This window comes from Roseisolibacter sp. H3M3-2, assembly GCF_029211165.1.
GTDB lineage: Bacteria > Gemmatimonadota > Gemmatimonadetes > Gemmatimonadales > Gemmatimonadaceae > Roseisolibacter.
The window spans coordinates 1-2,985 of the sequence record NZ_JARGEK010000479.1; the positions used below are offsets into that span (position 1 = coordinate 1).

At 77.3% G+C, this 2,985-nt stretch carries 1 protein-coding gene and 1 pseudogene; both read right to left on the reverse strand.

Features of this window, described 5'->3' with window-relative positions; translation table 11 throughout:
• On the reverse strand, positions 1 to 2,609 hold a 2,609-nt coding region (gene treY / locus PYV61_RS23260; protein WP_275836185.1), incomplete at its 3' end, for a malto-oligosyltrehalose synthase.
• Positions 2,602 to 2,985, reverse strand: a pseudogene (locus PYV61_RS23265) (hypothetical protein); the annotation flags it as partial. The pseudogene PYV61_RS23265 and the gene treY, both read right to left, overlap by 8 nt.

Below are 2,985 nucleotides of genomic sequence, written 5' to 3' on the forward strand. Positions count from 1 at the left end.
CCGGCGTGCGCGCGCGCGAAGGCGACGACGTGGGTGCCGCGCGGGCCGCCGACCGGCAGCGGCTCGTGCGCGCCGAGCCCGTACAGCGCCGGGCCCGTGCGCCGCGCCAGCAGCGTCGCGCGCAGCACGTGCATCTTGAGCCGCCCGTCGGCCGCCGACGCCAGCAGGGCCGCCGCGTCCGGGCTGCCGCGCTCGATCTCCAGCAGCGACACCTTGCGCTCGGCCCAGTCCACCGGGCCGCGGTTGTCGGGGTCCACGAGCAGGTGCTGCCACAGCTCGTCGCCGCGGTACACGTCGGGGGTGCCGGGGGCCGCGCCCTGGATCAGCACGCGCGCGAGCGCGTTCCAGCGCCCCGCCGGCGCGACGCGGCGCATCAGGGCGGACATCTCGCGGCGGAACGGCGCGCCCGCCTCGTCGCGCAGCAGCGTGCGCGCGAACAGCAGGGTGCCGTGCTCGAACGCCGCGTTCGGCGCGACCCAGCTCGTCTGCGCCTTCGCCTCGCGCGTCGCCTTGCGCAGGTACTCCTCGACCCGCGTGGTCAGCGCGTCGTCCACCGCGTCGGCGCCCTCCGGCCACACCGCGACGACGGTCTGGTACAGGAGGTACTCGGTGTTCGCGTCGGGGGCGAGCCGCCGCGCGGCCAGCGCGCGCAGCGGCGCGTGCCGCCGCTGCCACCGCGCCGCCAGCGCGCCCAGCTCCGCCGCCACCTCGGCCAGCACGTCGAGGCGGGCGCGCGCGTCGGCCGAGCGCTTCGTGTCGTGCGTCGTCGCCGCCACCAGGGAGCGCGGCCACACGCGCGCGCGCACCGCGTGCGCCGCGTGCAGCTCATCGACCGCGGGGCCCAGCGGGTGCGCGGGCTCGCCGCCGACCTCGTTGAGCGACGCCACGGGGAACCAGCGGTAGAGCGCCGTGTCCTCGATCCCCTTGGCGGTCGCGGGGCCGCTCACCTGCTGGAAGCGCAGCGCGACCTCCCTCGCCGCGCGCCGCTGCGCCGCCTTCACCGGCACCGGGCCGGGGACGTCGCCGAGCAGCACGTCGGCCACCAGCCGCACCACCTCGGGGCGCGACACCCCGCGCGCGATCAGCGCCTCGACCACCGACTCCAGGCGCGCGCGGTCGTCGGCGTCCACGCGCAGGTGGCCGGGGGCGTCGGGGTCCGGGCGCACGTAGGTCCGGTAGACGGGGAGCGCGACCGCGAGCTGCAGCAGCGCCTCGCTCATCGACGCCGGCGTCGCAGTCACCCCGAGCGCGCGCCCGACGCGCATGAGCAGCGACACCAGCCGCCGCAGCTCCGGGCGGAACGTGGAGCGGAGCACGTGCTCCTTCCCGCGCGCCGCCACCTGCGCGTAGGTCACCTCGGCGCGCGCGCGCAGCAGCCGGCGGTACGACCGCTCGAGCGTCGCCGCCCCGTCGGGCGACACGAGCGCGCGCTCCACCTCGTTCAGCGCCTCGTAGCCGGTCGTGCCGTCCACCGGCCACTCCGCGTGCAGCGCCTCGTCGGGCGACAGGATCTTCTCGACGAAGATCGGCACCCGCTCGTCGGGGCGCCGCGCGTCGAGCGCGTCGCGCAGCATGAACAGGTAGTGCCGCGGGTCGAGCAGCCCGTCCACGTGGTCGACGCGCACGGCGTCGATCCTCCCCTCCCCCACGCGGTCGAGCAGCCACTCGTGGTAGCCCGCGAACACCTCGGGGTCCTCGACGCGCACCGCCACCAGCTCGGTGACGTCGAAGAAGCGGCGGAAGTGCAGCTCGCGCCGCGTCTCCTGCCAGTGCGCGAGCCGCCACCGCTGGAGGTCGAGCAGCGCCTGCAGGCGGAAGCGCCCGTCGTCCCCCGCCGCGAAGACGTCGAGCACCCACTCGACGTACGCCCGCACCGCCTCCGAGCGGCTGGCCAGCTCCGCCGCCGCGCGCACCGACGCCGTGGCCTCGGCGGCCGAGGGCGACGCCCCGCCCGCCGGCACCAGCGCGTCGCGCACGCGGGCCCACGCCTCCGACTCCTCGCGCGCCGACGGCGGGAACAGGTACGTGTGCGAGAACGCGAACAGCCGGTGCACCGTCCGCGGGTCGAGCGGGAAGACGTGGTCGAAGTACCGGATCGCGAACCGGTCGCCGTGGAGCGCCGGCTTCAGCTCCCCGCGCGCCAGCACCGCCTCGGGATCGTCGCCGAGCACCGGCAGCACGAGGCGCCCGCGCGCGTGCGGCGCGTCCCAGTCGACGTCGAACCAGCGCGCGTACTGCGACTCGCGGCCGAGCGCGAGCACGTCCAGCCAGTACGGGTTGGCCGGCCCGGCCCCCATGTGGTTGGGGACGATGTCGACGAGCACCCCCAGCCCGTGCGCGTGCGCGGCGTCGGCGAGCGCGGCGAACCCCGCGTCCCCCCCGAGCTCGGGGTTCGCGCACCGCGGGTCGACCGTGTCGTAGCCGTGCGTGCTCCCGGGACGCGCCTGGAGCACCGGCGACAGGTACAGGTGCGAGACGCCGAGCCGCGCGAGGTACGGCACCAGCGCGCGCGCGGCGTCGAAGCCGAAGTCGGCGTTCAGCTGCAGGCGGTAGGTCGCCGTGAACGGCGGCCCGGCCAGCGGGCGCGGGTCGACGGGCTGCTCAGCCATCGACCGCCTCAGCGGCGGGCACCCACGCCCGCTCGAGCCCGAGCGCCGCCCGCACGCGCGAGTCGCGCGCCAGCGCCTCCAGCGGGACCGAGAGCCGCCGCTGCCACGCCGGGAAGCGGTCGGTGCCGACGCCCGGCACGTTCACCGGCTCGGGCTCGCCCACCAGGTCTTCCAGCGACAGACCGACGAGCCACGACGGCGTCCGCCGCAGCAGCGCGTGCACGGCCGCGCGCACCCGCGCCTCGTCGACGAGCGCCGCGTCGCCGTCGAGCGCCTCTGGCGGGAGCAGCGCCTCGTCCACCAGCAGCCGCAGCAGCGCGGCGCGCTCGCGGCCGCGCTCGTCGGCGGCGCCGGCCGCCGCCTCGTCGGTCGGCAG